This is a genomic window from Methylorubrum sp. GM97, from assembly GCF_024347855.1.
In the GTDB taxonomy this organism is placed as follows: Bacteria; Pseudomonadota; Alphaproteobacteria; order Rhizobiales; family Beijerinckiaceae; genus Methylobacterium; species Methylobacterium extorquens.
Window position 1 is genome coordinate 4,852,006 of record NZ_AP025942.1, and the last position, 19,314, is coordinate 4,871,319.

Annotated in this window: 15 protein-coding genes and 3 pseudogenes; 13 read left to right on the plus strand and 5 right to left on the minus strand. The window is 64.6% G+C overall.

Translation table 11 applies throughout. The features are described from left to right. The first annotated feature begins 153 nt into the window (after positions 1 to 153). From MSPGM_RS22590 to MSPGM_RS25565, 3 genes and pseudogenes are all read left to right on the plus strand, one after another. Positions 154 to 360 (plus strand): type II toxin-antitoxin system ParD family antitoxin, encoded by a 207-nt coding sequence (locus MSPGM_RS22590; RefSeq protein ID WP_261926007.1) that lies wholly within the window; start codon positions 154 to 156, stop codon positions 358 to 360. Positions 361 to 443: 83 nt separating this feature from the next. Next, positions 444 to 1,631 (plus strand): annotated as a pseudogene (locus tag MSPGM_RS25560) (PAS domain-containing protein); the annotation flags it as partial. 75 nt (positions 1,632 to 1,706) lie between these two features. Further along, positions 1,707 to 3,250 (plus strand): annotated as a pseudogene (locus MSPGM_RS25565) (ATP-binding protein); the annotation flags it as partial. A gap of 134 nt (positions 3,251 to 3,384) precedes the next feature. On the opposite strand, the gene MSPGM_RS22600 reads toward MSPGM_RS25565, so the two are convergent. After that, positions 3,385 to 4,335: an ATP-binding protein gene (locus MSPGM_RS22600; RefSeq protein ID WP_261926008.1), complete on the minus strand. Its 951-nt coding sequence runs from the start codon at positions 4,333 to 4,335 to the stop codon at positions 3,385 to 3,387. On the opposite strand from MSPGM_RS22600, the gene MSPGM_RS22605 reads away from it, so the two are divergent. After that, positions 4,291 to 4,638: a hypothetical protein gene (locus MSPGM_RS22605; protein ID WP_261926009.1), complete on the plus strand. Its 348-nt coding sequence runs from the start codon at positions 4,291 to 4,293 to the stop codon at positions 4,636 to 4,638. The two genes, MSPGM_RS22600 and MSPGM_RS22605, sit on opposite strands and share 45 nt — an antisense overlap. 266 nt (positions 4,639 to 4,904) lie before the next feature. Next, a pseudogene (locus MSPGM_RS22610) lies at positions 4,905 to 5,093 on the plus strand (integrase core domain-containing protein); the annotation flags it as partial. 544 nt (positions 5,094 to 5,637) lie between these two features. Here the strand turns inward: MSPGM_RS22610 and MSPGM_RS22615 are convergent. Together MSPGM_RS22615 and MSPGM_RS22620 are read right to left on the minus strand one after the other, a co-directional pair. Next, positions 5,638 to 5,838, minus strand: coding sequence for a hypothetical protein (locus MSPGM_RS22615; RefSeq protein ID WP_261926010.1), 201 nt, complete (start codon positions 5,836 to 5,838; stop codon positions 5,638 to 5,640). Positions 5,839 to 6,112: 274 nt separating this feature from the next. Next, complete coding sequence (locus tag MSPGM_RS22620; RefSeq protein WP_261926011.1) at positions 6,113 to 6,955, minus strand: GGDEF domain-containing protein; 843 nt, start codon at positions 6,953 to 6,955, stop codon at positions 6,113 to 6,115. Positions 6,956 to 7,580: 625 nt separating this feature from the next. Between MSPGM_RS22620 and MSPGM_RS22625 the strand changes: the two genes are divergently transcribed. Then, positions 7,581 to 7,712: a hypothetical protein gene (locus MSPGM_RS22625; protein ID WP_261926012.1), complete on the plus strand. Its 132-nt coding sequence runs from the start codon at positions 7,581 to 7,583 to the stop codon at positions 7,710 to 7,712. Positions 7,713 to 8,093: 381 nt separating this feature from the next. Beyond that, the gene (locus tag MSPGM_RS22630) at positions 8,094 to 9,479 is read left to right on the plus strand and encodes a TadE/TadG family type IV pilus assembly protein (RefSeq protein ID WP_261926013.1); all 1,386 of its coding nucleotides are present in this window, start codon (positions 8,094 to 8,096) and stop codon (positions 9,477 to 9,479) included. 519 nt (positions 9,480 to 9,998) lie between these two features. Here the strand turns inward: MSPGM_RS22630 and MSPGM_RS22635 are convergent. Then, entirely contained in the window at positions 9,999 to 10,499 is a 501-nt protein-coding gene (locus MSPGM_RS22635) for a MucR family transcriptional regulator (RefSeq protein ID WP_261926014.1), read from the minus strand. A gap of 914 nt (positions 10,500 to 11,413) precedes the next feature. On the opposite strand from MSPGM_RS22635, the gene MSPGM_RS25420 reads away from it, so the two are divergent. Both MSPGM_RS25420 and MSPGM_RS25425 read left to right on the plus strand, forming a co-directional pair. After that, positions 11,414 to 11,740 carry a DUF6538 domain-containing protein gene (locus MSPGM_RS25420; RefSeq protein ID WP_003604550.1) on the plus strand — a complete coding sequence of 109 codons (327 nt, stop codon included), beginning with the start codon at positions 11,414 to 11,416 and terminating at the stop codon, positions 11,738 to 11,740. A gap of 69 nt (positions 11,741 to 11,809) precedes the next feature. Further along, positions 11,810 to 12,055, plus strand: a complete 246-nt coding sequence (locus MSPGM_RS25425; RefSeq protein ID WP_315974097.1) for a hypothetical protein — start codon at positions 11,810 to 11,812, stop codon at positions 12,053 to 12,055. A 66-nt stretch (positions 12,056 to 12,121) separates the two neighbouring features. Here MSPGM_RS25425 and MSPGM_RS22645 read toward each other — a convergent pair whose 3' ends face one another. Beyond that, positions 12,122 to 12,727 (minus strand): TetR/AcrR family transcriptional regulator, encoded by a 606-nt coding sequence (locus MSPGM_RS22645; RefSeq protein WP_003604554.1) that lies wholly within the window; start codon positions 12,725 to 12,727, stop codon positions 12,122 to 12,124. A gap of 88 nt (positions 12,728 to 12,815) precedes the next feature. Between MSPGM_RS22645 and MSPGM_RS22650 the strand changes: the two genes are divergently transcribed. From MSPGM_RS22650 to MSPGM_RS22665, 4 genes are all read left to right on the plus strand, one after another. Continuing rightward, positions 12,816 to 14,081, plus strand: a complete 1,266-nt coding sequence (locus MSPGM_RS22650; RefSeq protein WP_015857510.1) for an efflux RND transporter periplasmic adaptor subunit — start codon at positions 12,816 to 12,818, stop codon at positions 14,079 to 14,081. Positions 14,082 to 14,180: 99 nt separating this feature from the next. Continuing rightward, positions 14,181 to 17,375, plus strand: a complete 3,195-nt coding sequence (locus MSPGM_RS22655) for an efflux RND transporter permease subunit (RefSeq protein WP_261926015.1) — start codon at positions 14,181 to 14,183, stop codon at positions 17,373 to 17,375. A 460-nt stretch (positions 17,376 to 17,835) separates the two neighbouring features. Next, complete coding sequence (locus MSPGM_RS22660) at positions 17,836 to 18,438, plus strand: TetR/AcrR family transcriptional regulator (RefSeq protein ID WP_015857511.1); 603 nt, start codon at positions 17,836 to 17,838, stop codon at positions 18,436 to 18,438. 176 nt (positions 18,439 to 18,614) lie between these two features. Then, positions 18,615 to 19,298 carry a type 1 glutamine amidotransferase domain-containing protein gene (locus MSPGM_RS22665; protein ID WP_261926016.1) on the plus strand — a complete coding sequence of 228 codons (684 nt, stop codon included), beginning with the start codon at positions 18,615 to 18,617 and terminating at the stop codon, positions 19,296 to 19,298. Positions 19,299 to 19,314 lie beyond the last annotated feature (16 nt).

Here is a 19,314-nt window from a genome sequence, read left to right on the forward strand (position 1 = left end):
TCAACGGACGCTAGGGCCAAAGCCAAATCAGCTTGACCATGTCAGGGGCTGCTTCCGACCCGTTGCAGACGGTCGGAAGGTCCGCTCTCAGGCTTTGCCAACGCGAAGAATGCGTGACTTATGAGGGACCTCCTCACAGTGCACACCCCGAGCATGGCCGCGCGCAGAAGCATCACCGTCTCGATCACCCCGGAACAGGACGACCTCATTCGGTCGTGCCTGCAATCCGGCCGCTTCGCGAGCACCAGCGAGGTGGTGCGGGCGGCCCTGCGCCTTCTCGATCAAGATGAGGGGCGGCGGCGACCCATGGCAGGCAAGGCAGCGGGGACGGCCTTGTCGAGCCCGTCTCAGAACCCATGACCCAGACTGCCGACAGCCTGCCTGCACCGTCGTCCGCTACTCAATCGTCATGGGAAACACCGGCTGTGATCGGCGGTGGCCAAATGGGGCAGCGCGTTCGCGACACGAATTGGTCGGTCACGCCGCTCGGGGCATACGATACGTGGCCGCAGTCGCTCCGCACGTCTCTGTCGCTGGTGCTGAACGCCAAGGGGATCGCCGCCCTCTACTGGGAGCCGCAGCAATGGCTCCTCTACAACGACGCCTACGGCGAAGCGCTTGGTGATCGGCACCCGTGGGCGTTCGGCCGGCCGATGCCCGAGGTCCTGATCGACATCGCACCGGTGCTATCGCCGCAGGTCGCCGAAGTTCTCCGCACCGGTGAGGGCTTCTCGGTCGAGAATCTGTCGATGACGATGCGCCGGCACGGACGCGACGAGGAGACTGTCTGGACCTACAGCTTCTCGCCTGTGCAGGGCGAGGACGGTGGCTTCGCCGGCGTGCTGTTGCTCGCCACCGAGATGACGGGCCAGAAAAAGGCCGAGCGAGCCCAGGGCCGGGCCACGGCGCGGCTGGAAACCGCGCTCAAGGTCGCGCAACTCGGCACCTACGAGTGGCGACCCTACGCCGGGCTGATAGAGCTGGACGCGCGAGCGAGTGCGATCTTCGGTCTGCCCGGCGCGGGCGTGTATCCGCACGAGGATGCCTTCGCCCGTGTCGCGCCCGACCATCTGGACCGGCAACGGGCGGGGGCATTGGGTGTAATGGGGATCGAACGTCCGTTCGACCCCGGCGATCTCGGACGCACGGTCGACTTTGACTATGACCTCGTCCACGGCGACGGAACGCGTCGCTCGATCCTGAGCACTGGCGTCATCATCCAGGATCCCGACGGCACGCGACGAATGGTGGGCGCCTTCAACGACGTGACCGACCTGAGGCGGGCGGAAGCACAGTTGCGCAAACAGAACGCCACGTTGGAACAACGTGTCGAGGAGCGCACCGCCGAGCGCAACCGGATCTGGCAAGTCAGCCAGGACATGCTGCTGGTCAGCGACCTTACGGGCGTGTTCCAGACCGTCAATCCGGCCTGGACCCGCGTGCTCGGCTGGACCGAGGCGGAACTGGTCGGCCGTACCTCCGAGTGGTTAGAGCACCCGGAGGATCAGGAGAGGACCCGCGCCGAGATCACTCGTCTCGCCGAGAGTGGTGCCGCGACGCCCGCCTTCGAGAACCGGTTCAGGACGCGCTCGGGCGACTACCGCTATCTATCATGGACGGCTGTGCCGGAAGGTGACCGGTTTTACTGCGTGGCGCGCGACGTCACGGAGGAGAAGATCCACGACGAGGCGCTGCGCCGATACGAGAACATCATCCAGTCCGACACTGCGCCGATCTGCGCCTTCGACACCGAGTATCGGCAGATCGCCTTCAATCAGGCCCACAGCGACGATTTCTTCCGAACCTACGGCCATCGTGTACGGCTCGGTGAGGTGTTCCCGGACTTGCTGCTGCCTGAGCAGGCGTCGATGATCCGGGGTTTCATCGATCGGGCGCTCGATGGTGAGATGTTCACGGTCACCGCCGAGGTCGGCGATCCGGACCTGACCGTTCCGCATTGGGAGTTGTCATACGGTCCGCTCAAGGCTGCCGATGGCAGCATCGTCGGGGCATTCCATCATGCCAAGGACGTCTCGGCACGGGTGCACATGCAGACCGAGCTTCTCCAGACGCAGGAGGCTCTACGGCAGGCCCAGAAGATGGAGGCGGTGGGCCAACTCACCGGCGGGCTCGCGCACGACTTCAACAACCTGCTCGCGGGCATCTCCGGCTCCCTGGAGATGATGCAGAACCGCATGCAGCAGGGCCGCTTCCAAGATGTCGAACGCTACATGGCGGTCGCGCAGGGAGCCTCGAAGCGCGCCGCCGCCCTGACGCACCGATTGCTCGCTTTCTCGCGGCGTCAGACTCTCGATCCGAAGCCCACCGACGTGAACCGGCTGGCCCTCGGCATGCAGGAGATGATCCAGCGCACGGTCGGGCCATCCATACCAATCGAGGTGGTCGGGGCGGCCGGTCTCTGGCCCGCGCTGGTGGACCCATCCCAGCTTGAAAACGCACTCCTGAACCTGTGCATCAACGCCCGCGACGCGATGCCGGACGGCGGGCGCATTACCGTCGAGACCGCGAACAGGTGGCTAGACGAACGGGCCTCGCGCAAGCTCGACATCCCGGAAGGCCAGTACCTCTCGTTGTGCGTGACCGACACCGGCACCGGCATGCCACCGGAGGTGGTGGCGCGGGTCTTCGAGCCGTTCTTCACCACCAAACCCATCGGCGAGGGCACCGGCCTCGGCCTGTCGATGATCTACGGGTTCGCCCAGCAGTCCGGCGGACAAGTGCGGATCTACTCGGAAGTCGACAGGGCACGACGGTATGCATCTATCTGCCTCGCCACTTCGGTGAGATCGAGGATGTCGAACAGTCGGCCAAGGTCGACGCGCCACCCCGTTCCGAGCAGGGGGAGACCGTGTTGGTGGTTGATGACGAACCGTCAGTGCGGATGCTCGTCACCGACATCCTGGAAGACCTCGGTTATACGGCCATCGAGGCGGGCGATAGCGCGGCGGGCCTCAAGCTGTTGCAATCGAACGTGCGCATCGATCTGCTGGTGACGGATGTCGGCCTACCTGGTGGCATGAACGGGCGGCAGATGGCCGACGCGGCTCGCGTGTCGCTTCCGAACCTCAAGGTGCTGTTCATCACCGGCTACGCCGAGAACGCGATCCTCGGCAACGGGCATCTCGCCCCCGGCATGGCGGTGCTGACCAAGCCGTTCCCGATTGAGACCATGGCTGCGCGCATCCGCTTGATGATTGAAGGCAGCAAGAAGCAGGCGCGCCGCTCTTGACCCCCGGCTGGAATGGAGTTGGACGGAGGGGGAACGTCCGCTCCCGGATCAACGACCAAGGCCCGAGTACCATCCCTAGCAGCCCTTCACATGGTCAAGCTGTTTGGATTTTGACCCTAGAGGGACCATGGAAGTCATGGCGCGGCGTCCCTGGCGGGTCGCAGCGCCACGACGTTCGAGGCCTCGGGGATCGTCGATGCGGCGGTCCCCAGGACCTCGGCGACCTTGCGGGCGAGCTGTTCGCGCTTGAATGGCTTGCCTACGAGATGCACGCCGTCGTCCGACCGGCCGTGGTGCACGATGGAGTTCTCGGTGTAGCCGGACATGAACACGACCCGCACCTCCGGTCGCAGGGCCTGCACGCGCTCCGCGAGTTCGCGCCCCCGGACCTTGCCGGGCAGGACCACGTCGGTCAGCAGCAGGTCGACGGTCGCCGCGTTAGCCCCGAACACCCTGAGCGCCTCCTCGCCGTCGGGCGCTTCCAAAACCTGGTAGCCGAGGTCGGCTAGGATCGCGCAGGCGATCTCACGGACCGCGGCCTCGTCCTCCACCACCAGCACCGTTGCCGAGCCGCGGGGAAGCTCGACGGGCGCGCTCGTGCGCTGGGCGACGGTCGCGGCGCCGGCTGCACGCGGCAAGTAGATCTTCACGGTCGTCCCCTCGCCAGGCTCCGAGTAAATCTTCACGTGACCGCCCGACTGCTTGACGAAGCCGAAGACCATGGCGAGGCCGAGACCCGTGCCCTTGCCGTCGGGCTTGGTCGTGAAGAACGGCTCGAAGACACGCTTTATCACCTCCGGCGTCATGCCGTGGCCGGTGTCGGAGACCGCCACCATGGCGTAGTCGACGGGTACGACCTGGGCGTAGTGGCGAGCGTACTCGTGGTCCAGCACCTTGTTGCCGAGCTCGATGGTGAGCCGCCCGCCGCCCGGCATGGCGTCGCGCGCGTTCAGGGCCAGGTTCAGGACCGCGCTCTCAAGCTGCGCCGGGTCTGCCATCGCCGGCCACAGGCCAGCGGTCTCGACGTAACGGACCTCGATGTGCTCCCCGAGGGTCCGCCGCAGCAGCGGGATGAGGTCCGGCATCGTCGCGGCGAGGTCGATGACGGCCGGCGCGAGCGGCTGCTTTCGGGCGAAGGCGAGGAGCTGGCCGGTAAGCGTTGCCCCGCGCTGCGCCGCCCAGGCCGCGCGCTCGATCCGCTGCGGCGGGCGGGCGTCGCCGTCGAGCTTGGCCCGGACGAATTCAAGGTTCCGAGGATGACCTGCAACAGGTTGTTGAAGTCATGCGCGATGCCCCCGGTCAGTTGCCCGATGGCTTGCATCTTCTGGGCCTCGCGCAGCACGCCCTCGGCCTGGGCGCGCTTAGTCATGTCCGAGACCGAAGGCTAAGCGGCCATTCCAGCAGCTCGGTTAGAAGGGCCGCTTATGGCGCGAAGCCGAACAAGGCGGGGCGAACTCCTGACCCCTTGACCTGACCGGCTGGCTTTGGACCGGGCTGATTGAGAGGATCAGCCAGGACCGAAGGAGTCGGACATGCGGCGAGGACAGAAGACGAGCGCGGAGCAGGTCGTTTTGAAGCTGCGCCAGATCGAGGTGCAGACAGCTCAGGGCAAGAGTTTGGCGTTGGCGTGCAAGGAGGCGGAGATCTCCGAGCAGAGCTGCGGGACGAGTGCCTGCGCCAAGAAATCTTTTACTCGCTCAAGGAAGCCCAGGCCGTGATCGCCCTTTGGCAGAACACCTACAACCGCGTCCGGCCGCACTCGTCCCTGGGCTACCGGCCACCCGCGCCCGTCAGCTTCCCCCACCTGGCCTTCCGGCTACCCATGGCAGCCGCCATGCAGTAGCCTCTCACTCGGCTCGGTCCAAAATATCGGTCAGGTCACGGCCGCTCGCCGGGCGTCACGACCACCGGGCTGATGCACGTGCTCGGCCCGATGAACAGATAGGCGCGGGCACCGTTGGCCGGCTTCCCGCCCGTAATGCCGAAGCTTCGCGCTAAACTCCTGCCGAACCTCGAACGGCAGCGTCGGCGGGCGTCGGCCGATGCTGTTCCGGAGGAAGACGCCCAGCGACATGTGCCGCGGCCTCCACCCCTTCCCGCTTTGGTGGCAACCTCGACCCGTTGCGGCCGTTATCGTCTGTGATGAATTCGAGCCCTGATCCACTTTCGCGCACGGCTACTGAAGCCGATGCTGAACCGATTCTCGACGCCCGCACACGGCTCCGGCTGGGGCGACAGCTGCAGGCTTTGTACGAGCCGATGCTTGACGAAGTGCTGGATCCACGCTTGGCTGAGCTGATGGCTCAACTTGAAGTCGATAGAGGGCAGTGGCAGCAAGGCTAAACTATCGCGAAAGGAGGGCTCCTATCGAAGCCCTCCAGAGCGCCTTACATGCGGTTCATCATCCGGCGGTCCATGCGCCGTTCCATCATTCGCCGCTCCATCCGCGTCATCTGAACTTGAGTGACGATGCCTGGGTCAGCCTGAAGGCTGTTGAGCGACAATGGTGCGGCCGACGCTGAGCCGGCACTTAGGGCAAGGCCACTCAGAAACACCGCTGCTGCGAGGGTAAGAGCACCATTGCTCATGAATTTTCTCCTGCGGAGACCAGCGTTGCCAGCCTGACCATAAAAGTAAAAGTTTTATAGTTTAAGTTCGTAAAAACAGAAGTAAATTTCTGGTTGGGTGCGTCTAGAGCACAGTCGATCGATCGCTCAGGATGTATCCCGGCGCCGGCTCGTTTCGCTTTCTCGGAGGCTTGTACGATAGCATGATGAGAAAAGTTTCATAGTGCCACTGCACTAGCCTGTTCCATTCGAAATGGCATGCTGTCTCAATGAGTAGCCTTGCCGCCCGATTTGCTCATCGCCCGGCGGCTTCGCACTGTGCTATTGCCCTCTCCGTTCTACCGTCATCGTCTCTGAAGAATCGGACCCGATGGAAGGTACCCTTGCCACGCTTTTTCGCTTTGTACAGAGCTCGATCCGCGTGCACGAGGAGCACATGATTGTCGGAGATGCATGAGTCGCACTCCGCGATACCAATGCTGACCCCGATGCTGGCGAGCGTCCCTTGGCCTAAGTAATAGGGCAGACTCACGGCTGCGATGATCGCGCCTGCTACCCTTTCAGCAGAGGCTGCCCGCCGCCCAGTTAACAATACCGCGAACTCGTCCCCTCCTAGACGGGCGATCACGTCGGTGACCATGATCACGTCGCGCAAGCGGATCGCGACCTGCTGCAAGAGAACGTCACCTGCCGCGTGCCCATAGGTATCATTCACGAGCTTGAAGCCGTCCAAGTCGAGGTAAAGTAGGGCTACCGCATGCTTCCGACCATCCTTTCGGCCGGCCGATACAGCGGTTAGGACTTGATTGAAGTAGGTACGATTGGGCAGGCCGGTGAGCCCACAATGGAGTGCTTGGTGACGCAGAGCCCGCTCAGTGCACAGTAGCGTCACGTAGTCGGCGTGCAGCCGTCGGCTCACAGCCGCAACCGCCACTAGGTAGAGCGGCGCCATCGCGCAGAGGGGCAGGAACCATGGCTGACCGTCCGAAAATGCACCGGCCGTGAAGGGCACGACAACGCTGATCATCTGGACCAGGGTTGTGCGCGGTGCGCCGGGATTGCGGGCCGACAACCCACCTACCAGGCCGGTCGTAACAAGGCAGGCGAACGGAACCAGCACCGGGTCGGCCGAGGCCATGCAGAGGCCGACCCCGCAGCCAATCTGAGCGCACCAGAGCAAGGAGCTGAGCACGTACAGGTCCGTCAGCGGGAGCCACCCGCCCGACCGCTGACCTGAGTTGTGAAGGGTGCGCCTCATCACCAGCATGGTCGTGAGGCGCACGAGGGTGAGGGCTAGGTCAGCGCAGAACCACGCGAGCATGGCTGGCGTGGGAACGCGAAGGACGGCGAGACTGGCCAACGCAGCGCCCACGACGGCCGCCACGATCAGGGGGCGACCCCGACGATGAGGCGCCCGCGCAGGATGGTGAGCACGTCCGGAGGAACCTGCTCGGGCGAGCTAGTTAGCCAAGCCGTGAGACTCCAAACCGGCGGCGGTGGGTCGGTGGGGACGAACGCCATGAAGCTACCAGCGCATGGTAAGGCTTGAGGCATTGTTTAAGGATCTGATCGGCCCCCACGCGTTGGTCTGGGTGCGAGTTTGTGCACGTGGGCTTGAGGATCCCCCGGACTGAGGGTCAAAGGCAAGGCAGGCGCCTCCTCGTGCGGGACAGGCCCTAGTCCGAGTGCGCGTCGGCCCACTGCCGGAACCGCATTACTGGACACCGCGTTAGGGAGCCCATTCTTAACCCGGAGATGAATTCATGCAGCCGCAAGTCGATGCTCAGAGCCGCGCCGAAGCCGTGATGCCTTCCCTGCCAATGGCATTGCTCGGCTTTGCCACGTCGACCCTTGGCGTCGTCGGGATCATGACCTTGCTCGGGTCCCTCGTCTGAGGCGCCGGGATCTCACCGATCGGCGGGCGGTCTTCGGAAGAGCCAACGGAAGGTGCGAACGGCATGTGGCAACCCCTCGGAGGCCGTCTCCAGATGGACGCTCGCGTCGATGTGCGGAACCGCCCACCGGCGGCATCCCAGGGATGAATGAGCGGCGATAGCCATGCGTCTTCGCCACATTGGTGGGGCGCAATCAGATCGTACGTCAAATAGCGCAAGCCATGAAAGCCTTCAGCATTTATTGTCAAAGATTTAATTCAATGGAGTTCGAACAGCAGACAACTGAAAGTATTTCGTTAAGTCGCCGATGCTAGAACGGAGATGAAAGACGGCTTTTGGTAGGTGGCTTTGGTTCGCGCTTCCGGACGGCTAAGGAGCAGCATGGCGCCGTTCGTTGGCTTGGCCGCTGGTTTCCATCGGGATAGCGGGGGCACGGTTACCGTCATCGTTGCGCTCGCCGCAACGACCCTGATGGGACTCGTGGGCGGAGCGATCGACTATGCCCGGCTGGTCTCGGCCCAGAGGCACATTCAGCAGGCCACCGACGCCGGTGTGATGGCCGGTGGCAACGCCCTCAAGCTCGTCGTCTCCAATACCGCCTCGGTTATCGGCCTGACCACCCAGACCATCCAGGACGAGATCAAGGACAGCGTCAAAAACCCCGTCACAATCCAGGTTGACGTCGCCAGCGACAAAACCAGCGTGACGGCCGTAGTCGAACAAACCATCCACCTCACCTTCGGGCCGTTCGTCGGCATGTCGGTGTCCAAGGTGTCGGCCAAAGCCAAGGCCAGCGTCGTCGGCAAGATGCGCCTGTGCATGCTCGCGCTCGACGCGGCTGCGGCCGGTGCGTTCAACCTCGAAAAGAGTGCGCAGGTCACGGCCTACGATTGTGCGCTCTACGCCAACTCCAGCAACTCAAGCGGGATGGTCGGGCGCAACAACTCGATGGCGCGGGCGCAGACCATCTGCTCGGCCGGTGGCTTCAAGGACGACCGGGCCAACTTCACGCCCAATCCGCAGACCAACTGCCCCGTCATCACCGATCCGCTGGCCGATCGTCCGGCGCCGCCTGTCGGCAGTTGCGTGAACTTGCCTAACCTTATGCAGACCCTCGATGCCATGACCGGCAAGAGCAAGGGTAAGAACCCAGTCCCGACGAACTACACGCTCAGCCCCGGCACCTACTGCGGCGGCCTGAAGATCACCAAGGACTCCGTGGTGACTCTGCAGCCGGGCATCTACGTGATGAAGGACGGTCCGCTGATCGTGGACAAAAAGGCCACGCTGACTGGCACCGGCGTGGCGTTCTACTTCACCGGCAACAATTCGGGGCTCCTGTTCGACAAGAAGACCACCATCAGCCTGTCGGCGCCGACCACCGGGGTCATGGCCGGGCTGCTGATGAGTGAGGAGCGGACGGTGTCGGCTCCGACCGACCCGGCCGACCAAGTCGATACCCTGCTCGGTGACGTGATCACGCCGACCCCTCCGCCCTTGGCCGCGACCAAGCCGATGCGCATCTACCGCATCATCAGCGACAATGCCCGCACCGTGCTTGGCACCATCTACCTACCGAGCGGGCGCTTGGTGATCGATGCAAGCCGCCCGGTGGCCGATATGTCGGCCTACACCGTCGTTGTGGCCCAGCAGATCAACCTCTACGAGGGGCCGAACCTCGTTCTCAACGCCAACTACGGCAATACCAGCGTGCCGGTGCCAAAGGGAGTTGGCCCTGTTTCGGGGCGACTTCTGCTCAGCCAGTGAAATGGACCGTAGAGCGCCACCATCTCGGCAGTGCTCTCTAAGGCTTGTCGAATTGTGGGAGGCAGGGCGAAATGCCGTATCGTCTGCTTCGACCTGCGATCCCGGCATTGAGCTCGCGATCAATGTATGACTACTATTCAGCCATTGCGGACCTGTAGCTGCACGGGGGGAGGCGTGACCTAGGAAATGTTGGGGTTCTGCGTACGCATCATCACGTGGATGTCCGCAAAGGTCGCTTCCCACTCGGCTGCTGATATCGGCATCAAGCCGAAGACCCCAGGAAGAAGGCCCCCTCCGTAGCCAGAAATGCCAACCGGGCACGTCGCGCAGCTGAGTCCTCGTGACCTGAGCGGCTGGCTTCGGACCGGGCTGATTGAGAGGATCAGCCGGGACCGAAGGAGTTGGATATGTGGCGAGGTCAGAAGACGAGCGCGGAGTAGGTGGTGCTCAAGCTGCGCCAGATCGAGGTGCAGAGGCTCGGCGTTTCGTCATGCGCCGAGCTCCGTTTCAACCTTACTTTCAAGCAGGTTTGGCAGCCTTGCGAGGCCGACCAATGCGCTTCGGCTTGGAGGCTGCAGTCGGTTCGGGGGCCGGCTCAGGCTCTGGCACCACATTTTTGCGCGGATTGCCCAGCCCAAGTTGCTTGGCCAGCGCCGAGCGCGCGGCCGAGTAGTTCGGGGCGACGGACGGGTAGTCGCTCGGCAGCCCGTAGCGGGTGCGGTACTCGTTGACAGAGAGCCCGTGTACGCTGAGATGCCGCTTCAAGGTGCGATACGGCTTGCCATCGACGAACGAGATCAGCGCGTCCGGCGTGATGGACTTCCGGATCTGCGCCGGCGTCGGCTTCTCGACCTCACTACTAGCTTCGACTGACGGTGCAATCGATAGGCTTGTAAACGCACCATGCACCTGCACCAGCAGGTTCGGCAGTTCGCTTGCCCGAATGGAATTCCTGCTGACATAAGCGGTGACGATATCCGCCGTTATGATCAGCAGATCGGGCGATGTGTTGTCTTCCATAGTGATTTGCTCCTTTCGAGGGCAGCACAATCACGAGAGAGTCCGCGGCGCAACAGAACTGCGCCACATAGCTGTGTGGAAGCGTTTAATTCATTTGGCGGGTGGCTTGACGGGCGGCAGCGGAAGGGCTGCCACCCACTTGGAAACGTCAGGCTGAGCTTGCGAGCGCGAACTCTGCTTCGGGCGCACCACCGTGGTCCGGGTGTCATCGCCAAGTAGGCTGAGGTGACTGAATCGTCCGATGAGACTCGAACGCCCTACACCAAGGCTTCAGGGTGCGGAGATGGCGTTCCGTTGAAGTGGCGCGGCACGAGGGGGCAGCCGCTATGCAGCTTGCGGTGCTGTAGGCTTATCCGGGGTTCGCTTGTGTAACTGCCAGCTGTGATTACCGGGCCGTGACAGCGGGGGCACCGCTTTGATTTATCCCGGTGGGCTTTGTGCGCCTCATCTGCTGGTACGCATACCCATGCGCCATCGATCTTGACCTCGCAGGGCGGGGAGACATGCTTAACCATTCGTTACCCTGCCACGTGGAGGTGGCGGCACCAAGGTCGAGCCGTCCGTTGACGGGCGAGAGAAAAGGTCGCGCAGCTCGCACACGTTCGGCTGCGACGGCATCCCGAGCAAGTCGCGAGCAAAGCAACTATGGGTGCCTTTCAACGGGGCACACAACGTGGTACACATCGTACATAACGTGCTGGCGTAAGTGTATGATTTTGCTCAAGCAAAATCTTTGCGGGCCCAATCCTTTCCTGGGCACCATCAGCTGGCTAAGCCGCTGAGCCGAAAAAACAATCAGTGAAAACAGAGACTTAGGGCAGCCCGGGTGGTACATACGGGTGGTACAAATGTCGTTGATGACGACGCGTCCCTGAAAGCATCTCAAAACCGGCATCTACTATCTGCGGCGGGCCGTGCCAGCCGACCTTCTCGCGTGCATCGGCAAGCGTGAGGAGAAGATCAGCCTTGGCACGAAGGATCCGGTTCGCGCCAAGAGCCTCCATGCCCGTGCCCTCCTTGAGCTGGACGAGCGGTGGACGAACCTCCGCGCAGGCCCAAAGCTGCTGAGTGAGCGCGAGGCACACGAGATGGTTGCCCCGCCCTACGCTTGGTGGATCGACCAATATCGCGACGAGCCGAGTCAGCAGGCGTTCTGGCGGACTGATCTCGGCGATAACCTTTGGCCCCGCCGCCCGCCTGGCTTGTCGCTTCAACCGAACCTGGGTGCTGCGCTCATCTAAGAGGCGGCAGATCCAACGGTCGGTGCTCAGCGAGACATGGAGGAGTGGTGCACCGACCAAGCTGATGCCGTGCTGAAGCAGCGCGGCATTGTTGTCGATAAGTCGGACCGTCGAAAACTCGCCTGGGCTGTCACGGCGGTGACGCAGCGGGCAAGTCTCACCCGCAAGGCCGCGGCACAGGGCGAATCCCTCGACGTCGGCCAACACCCGATTGCGCCTCAAACCTTTCCGTCGTCGGCGATGGCTGCCCAGCCGTACGGCACAGCGCCGACCACGTTACAGCCGGAAAAGCTGAGTGCCCTGGTCGAGGCTTGATGGCTCGAAGCCGAACGGACCGGCAAGTCGGTCTCGACCCGCGCGGCGTACGCTCACGCCTTCCGCTTATTGATCGCCTTTCTCGGGCCCCGGGAAGGCGCTGAGCGAGACGCGCGCGACCTCCCGCAAGGCGCCCCGATCGGCTCCGGACGACGCGAGGACGCCCATGCCCGAGGCAACCGTCGAGAGAAACCGCGCCAGTGCCGCGGGATCGGCGGTCTCGGCAAGGTCGCCGTCCTGCTGAGCCTGAACGAAACGCTCGCGCAGTTCCGTCTCGGACAGCGCGCGCCGGGACGCCAACTCGAACGGGATGTTCTCCGAGCCTTCGCCGCAGGCGAGCCCGCCCTGGACCAGCAGGCAGCCGGGCGGGTTGGCCGGATCGGTGTGGCTCTCCACGATGCTGAACAGGAAGCGCTCGGCCACGTCGCGCGCGGTGGGGCCCGCAAGCACGTAGCGCATGTGCTCGGACCGGCGCTGGGCATAGCGGTCGAGGGCCGCCTTGAGCAGACCCTCCTTGCTGCCAAAGGCCGCGTAGAGGCTCGGCGGCTTGATACCCATCGCCTTGGTCAACATCGCGAGGCTCGCGCCGTCGTAGCCATGGCGCCAGAACACCTCCATCGCATCATCAAGGGCCTTGTCCGTGTCGAACGACCGGGGCCGCCCCATCGCCATTGTCCGCAAGCTCCAAGTTTTGTATCGAGTGGTAGATAAGTCTCTTGACGTGCCGCGTCCATGCCGACATGTGTATCACACGATACAGATGTCGGAGCCGGCCGTGCACCCCCATCGCGACACGTCCCTAGGCCATTTTCTCTTCCGGCGCAGCGCCGGGGTCGGCCTCGTTCTCGCCTTGCTGGCGGGTGCTTCCTATCAGTTCATCTCGGCACCGCTCTTCAAGGGGGATGCGGCGGTCGCCGCAACGCCGCAAGCCGAGCAGGCCGCACCGGCTTCGGTCGCCACCGTCGAGCCGCGGGACGTCGTCCTCTGGGACGCGTTTTCGGGCCGGCTCGAAGCCGTCGACCGAATCGACGTGCGGGCCCGCGTCGGCGGCGCGATCCAGTCCACGCACTTCGTGGAAGGCGAGCTTGTCGAGGCCGGCGATCTCCTCGTGACCATCGATCCGGCGCCCTACGCGGCGGAGGTCCAGCGTCTGGAGGCCCAGGTGGCCGGCGCCGAGGCGCGCGTCGCCCTGACGTCGAGCGATCTGGAGCGCGGGCGCAGACTCTCCGACCAGCAGATCGTCACGGCGCGCGACCTCGACGTGCGCGCCAACGCCTTCAAGGAGGCGAAGGCGAGCCTCGACGCGGCGAAGGCGGCGCTGGAGGCGGCGCGCCTGAACCTCAGCTATACCCAGGTGCGGGCAGCGGTGGGCGGACGCGTCGGACGCCGGGAGATCACGCCGGGCAACCTCGTGGCGACGGGAGCGGGGGCCGCGGTGCTCACCACCCTCGTCTCGGTCGATCCGGTCTACGCGAGCTTTGACGCGGACGAGACCGTTGTTGTGAAGGCCCTGGCCTCGATCGCCGGCCCCGCGGGCGGGCGCGGCAGGCTCGACCGCATCCCCGTCGAGATGGTGACGGCGGATGGGGTTCGCGCCCGCGGGCATCTGCAGTTCATCGATAACAAGGTCGATGCCCGCAGCGGCACGGTTCGGGTGCGCGCCACCTTCGCCAATGGCGACGGCCACCTCATTCCCGGTCAGTTCGCGCGGATGCGGCTCGGTCAGGCCACGCCCGAGCGGTTGCTCCTCGTCGATGAACGGGCCGTCGGCACCGATCAGGACAAGAAGTTCGTGCTCGTGGTCGGGGCAAACGACCGCGCCGAATTTCGCGCCGTCACCCTCGGCCGGGCGGTCGAGGGCCTGCGCGTCGTGACCGCGGGCCTCTCCGGCGGCGAGCGCATCGTCGTCAACGGATTGCAGCGCATCCGCCCCGGCACGCTCCTGCGCCCTGAGCCGGTGGCGATGGGCGTGCGTGCGCCCGGTGCCGCCGGAGCGCGCGAGCTCGCCAGCGCCGAGGCCCCGTAGCTTTCAGCCCCTTCGACCATTCCCGACCCGACACGTGCGGCCGCCCTCTCGGCGGCCGCCTGACGCCTTGCGCCTGATGCCCGACCCCGGAGGGCGAACATGAACCTGTCCAAGTTCTTCATCGACCGCCCGATCTTCGCGGGCGTGCTCTCGGTGCTCATCTTCATCGGCGGCCTCATCTCGCTCTTCGCGATGCCGATCTCCGAGTATCCGGACGTTGTGCCGCCCTCGGTGGTGGTGCGGGCGACCTTCCCGGGCGCCAACCCCAAGGTCATCGTCGAAACGGTGGCGACACCGATCGAGGAGCAGATCAACGGTGTCGAGGGCATGCTCTACATGTCGAGCCAAGCCACGACGGACGGCGTCATGACCCTGACCGTCACGTTCCGTCTCGGCACCGATCCGGACAAGGCGCAGCAGCTCGTTCAGAATCGTGTCTCGCAGGCCGAACCGCGCCTGCCGGCCATCGTGCGCCAGCTCGGCATCGTCACGGTGAAGTCCTCGCCCGACCTGACCATGGTCGTGCACCTCGTCTCGCCCAATGGGCGCTACGACATGACCTATCTGCGCAACTATGCCGCGCTGAACATCAAGGACCGCCTCGCCCGCATCGACGGCGTGGGACAGGTGCAGCTGTTCGGCTCCGGCGACTACGCGATGCGGATCTGGCTCGATCCTCAGAAGGTGGCCGAGCACGGCCTATCGGCGGGCGACGTGGTAAGGGAGATTCAGGCGCAGAACGTGGAGGCGGCGGCGGGCGTCATCGGCGCTTCACCGGCCGTTCCCGGCCTCGACCTGCAACTCTCGCTCAACGCGGAAGGGCGCCTCACCAGCGAAGAGCAGTTCAGCGACATCGTCGTGAAGACCGGGGAGAACGGCGAAATCACGCGGCTTCGCGACATCGCCCGGATCGAACTCGGCGCCTCGGACTATGCGCTCCGCTCGCTCCTCGACAACAAATCGGCGGTGGCGATTCCGATCTCTCAGTCGCCGGGATCGAATGCGATCCAGATTTCGGACGAGGTCCGCCGGACCATGGCCGAGATCAAGAAGAATATGCCGGAAGGCGTCGACTACCAGATCGTCTACGATCCGACGCAGTTCGTGCGCGCCTCGATCGAGGCCGTCATTCACACGCTGCTGGAGGCGATCGCCCTCGTCGTTCTCGTGGTGATCCTGTTCCTGCAGACCTGGCGAGCCTCGATCATCCCGCTCTTGGCCGTGCCGGTCTCCATCATCGGCACCTTCGCCGTGATGCATGCCTTCGGCTTCTCGATCAACGCGCTGAGCCTGTTCGGTCTGGTGCTCGCGATCGGCATCGTCGTCGACGACGCCATCGTCGTGGTCGAGAATGTCGAGCGCAACATCGAGGCGGGGCTGTCGCCGCGGGACGCCAGCTACCAGGCCATGCGCGAGGTCTCGGGGCCGATCATCGCCATCGCGCTGGTGCTCGTCGCGGTGTTCGTGCCGCTCGCCTTCATCAGCGGCCTCACCGGCCAGTTCTACAAGCAATTCGCCCTGACCATCGCGATCTCGACCGTCATCTCGGCGATCAACTCGCTGACCCTGTCGCCCGCCCTCTCGGCGCTCCTACTCCGAGACCATCACGCGCCGAAGGACCGGCTGACCCGCGCGCTCGACACGCTGCTCGGCTGGTTCTTCCGCCGGTTCAACCGCGCCTTCGGGCGGGCCTCCGACGGCTACGGACGCGGCGTCGGCTCGGTCGTGTCGCGAAAAGGCGCGATGATGGTCCTCTACCTCGTGCTCGTCGGCGTGACCGTGGTGCTGTTCCGCCAGATCCCCGGCGGTTTCGTGCCGGGTCAGGACAAGCAGTACCTCGTCGGCTTCGCGCAGCTGCCCGACGGCGCCACCCTCGACCGGACCGAGGAGGTGATCCGCACGATGAGCGAGATCGCCTTGAAGGAGCCGGGCGTCGAGAGTGCCGTCGCCTTCCCAGGGCTCTCGATCAACGGCTTCACCAACAGCTCGAACTCGGGAATCGTATTCTCGACGCTCAAGCCCTTCGCGGAGCGCAAGGATCCCGCGCTGAGCGGGGCCGCCATCGCGCAGTCCTTGAACAAGAAGTTCGCCGCGATCCCGGAAGCTTTCATCGCGATGTTCCCGCCCCCGCCCGTCAATGGCTTGGGCACCATCGGCGGCTTCAAGCTGCAGATCGAGGACCGCGCCGGCCTCGGCTATGAGGCGCTGAACGAAGCGACCAAGGCGTTCATGGCGAAAGCCGCACAGGCGCCCGAACTCACCGGCCTGTTCTCCAGCTTTCAGATGAACGTGCCGCAACTCTTCGCCGATATCGACCGGACCAAGGCGCGCCAGCTCCGTATCCCGGTCACCGACGTGTTCGACACGCTGCAGATCTATCTGGGTTCCCTCTACGTCAACGACTTCAACCGGTTCGGCCGCACCTACTCGGTGCGCGTCCAGGCCGACGCGCCGTTCCGCGCTCGTCAGGACGATGTCGGGCTGCTGAAGGTCCGCGCCGGATCGGGCGAGATGGTGCCGCTCTCGGCCTTGCTGCGTGTCCGCCAGACCGCGGGACCGGAGCGGGCCATGCGCTACAACGGCTTTCTCTCCGCCGATATCAACGCGGGGGCCGCCCCCGGCTTTTCGTCGGGCCAAGCGCAAGCGGCGGCGGCGCGCATCGCCGCCGAGACGCTGCCGCGCGGCTTCGCCTTCGAATGGACCGACCTCACCTACCAGGAATTCATCGCCGGCAATTCCGGGAGTTGGGTTTTCCCGCTGGCGCTGCTGCTCGTCTTCCTCGTGCTGGCGGCGCAGTACGAGAGCCTCGCCCTACCGCTCGCCATCCTGCTGATCGTGCCGATGGGATTGCTCGCGGCCATGTTCGGGGTCTGGCTATCGGCGGGCGACAACAACGTCTTCACGCAGATCGGACTGATCGTCCTGGTCGGACTCTCGGCCAAGAACGCGATCCTGATCGTGGAATTCGCCCGCGAGCTTGAGTTCGCCGGTCGCAGCCCGATCCAAGCGGCGATCGAGGCGAGCCGCCTGCGCCTGCGCCCGATCCTGATGACCTCGATGGCCTTCATCATGGGCGTCCTGCCGCTCGTGATGGCGACCGGGGCCGGAGCGGAGATGCGCAGCGCCATGGGCGTCGCCGTGTTCTCCGGCATGATCGGCGTGACCGCCTTCGGCCTGTTCCTGACGCCGGTCTTCTACGTCCTGCTGCGCAGCCTCTCCGGCAACGCGCGGCTCAAGCAGCACGCTGCAAGCGCGCCGATGACCGGCCCAGGCGACATCGAGCAAGCTGCGTAGCGGCTTCGACCTCCTGTTTCGAGCAATCGAGCTAGGCGGTCGAGGCCGCTGTGAATGGCCCTTCGAGGGCGTCGCTCGCACAGGTCGCATGGCGGCAGTGACCACGAAGCCGAAGGTCCACCTCCCGAAGCTGGTCCAAGGATCGCTACTGGCGCAACGTCGAACTATTGGCGTGCGAACTCCTGAGCCCCTCGCGGACATTCAAGACGCTGCTGCCGAAGGTCCGGATTGGTCGGAAACCGGACTTTCGCCTTTCGCCTGAAGGCAGACGTTCCGCTTCCGACCGGATTGGGTCGAAGCAGTCGACGCGCCCGCTTCCTGAAAGCGGACACCACCCATAAGACGTTCCGCGGTGACGTCCGCAGGCTGCGAAAACGGCTCGGCCAACTTCCGTGATCACTCCGACAAAAAATGCAAAACACCTCTAGACGACCGGTCTAATTCGGTCTATCTCATCCTCATGGCACGCCTCGCTGCACATACCGACACCCGACAGGAAATCCTCGATTCAGCCTACGGCCTAGTCGGCGCGAAGGGGTTCTCTGGCGTCGGGCTCAGCGAGATCCTAACCTCGGCTGGTGTGCCAAAGGGGTCATTCTACCACTACTTCGGCTCCAAGGAGGCTTTCGGCGAGGCCCTCTTGGCGGACTACTTCGAGAGCTATCTCGCCGACCTCGACACGACACTCGCCGAGCCTGGGCTGAGCCATGCCGAGCGCCTGATGAACTACTGGCGCAAATGGCAGGCCACGCAGGGGGGCATCGACGACCAGCGCAAATGCCTTGCGGTGAAGCTTGCGGCGGAGGTCTCGGACCTGTCCGAGCCTATGCGGCTCGCCCTTAAGAGCGGCACTGCCGCGATCATAGAACGGCTGGCGCGATCCATCGCGGCGGGCGTGGCGGAGGGCTCGCTCACGGTCGAGAGCGAGCCACATACGACCGCCGAGAATCTGTATCACGTCTGGCTCGGTGCGAGCTTAATGGCCAAGATCGTCCGGACCGACGCCCCATTCGAGGCTGCCATAGGGACAACCCGGCGCAATCTCGGCCTCACGTCACACTGATCCGCCGCGTTCCAACGTTGCCGAAAACCCAACTTATCACGGACAAATTCGAGACGACCGGTCTACTGTGAGCTGAAGCCAATTACCTTCCCTGAGCCGGCGCAAGCGCGACCCGCGCGAACGGCTCAGAAATCAAGACTGTCCCCTCACCCAAGCGAAAAACTCGGAGAGCAATGATGAAGATCCTGATGGTGCTGACCTCGCACGACCGACTCGGCGACACCGGCCGGAAGACCGGCTTCTGGCTGGAGGAACTCGCGGCCCCCTACTACGTGTTCAAGGATGCAGGTGCGGAGGTGGTCCTGGTGTCACCGGAGGGTGGCCGCCCGCCGCTCGATCCGAAGAGTGCCGAGCCGAGCTTCCAGACTGACACGACGCGCCGCTTCGAAGCCGACGCTGCGGCTATGGCGGTGCTGGCCGAGACGGGCCGGCTCGATGCCGTCGGGCACGAGGGCTTCGATGCCGTCTTCTATCCCGGCGGGCACGGCCCCCTCTGGGATCTCGCCGAGGACCGGGCTTCGATCAGGCTGACCGAGACGACGCTCGGCGCCGGCAAGCCCCTTGCCCTGGTTTGTCACGCCCCCGGCGTCCTCCGCCATGCCAAGGCTCCTGACGGGAAGCCCCTTGTCGAAGGCCGGAAGGTCACCGGCTTCACCAACACCGAGGAGGAGGCCGTGGGCCTGACCGAGGTGGTTCCCTTCCTGGTCGAGGATGAGCTGAAGCGAAACGGAGGCCTCTACGCCAAGGGTGCGGATTGGGAGCCCTTCGTCATGACGGACGGCCTGCTCATCACCGGCCAGAACCCGGCCTCCTCCGGTCCCGCCGCCGAGCGTCTCGTCGCACACCTCGCGAACCGCTGAGGACGCAGGCGCCCCC